At 56.8% G+C, this 451-nt stretch carries 1 protein-coding gene; it reads left to right on the top strand.

Annotated features, from left to right (window positions below):
- Positions 1-451: tyrosine-type recombinase/integrase (locus ACU8YC_RS27485; RefSeq protein ID WP_446896323.1), on the top strand; the 451-nt coding region annotated here is incomplete at both ends.

Below are 451 nucleotides of genomic sequence, written 5' to 3'. Positions count from 1 at the left end.
GTACCCGGATGTCTCGTTATCTGAGGCAAGAGCGAAACGGGATGAAGCCCGAAAGCTCATCGCCGCAGGGACTGACCCCTGTGAACAAAAACGGGTTCGGAAAGCCGTTCCCGCCACAGAACAGACCTTTGAAGCCATCGCCCGACAGTGGCATAAAAGCAATAAAAAATGGTCGGCCTCACACAGCGCCAAAATTCTCAAAAGCCTTGAAACGCATGTCTTCCCGTTTATCGGTTCACGTGATATCACTACGCTGAGAACCCCCGACCTCCTCATTCCCGTCAAAGCAGCCGAGGCAAAAGAAATTTATGAGATAGCCGCCCGCCTTCAGCAGCGCATTGCCGCCATCCTGCGCTTTGCAGCCCAGTCCGGGCTTATTGCGCATAATCCTGCTGTCGACGTGGCCCGCGCGCTCCCGACCGTGAGGCTTCAGCACCCCCCGGCACTGCCC

Source organism: Citrobacter sp. VF227, assembly GCF_052950715.1.
The sequence above is the reverse complement of the archived record's forward strand: the minus strand, read 5'-3'. Positions and strand labels throughout refer to the sequence as shown.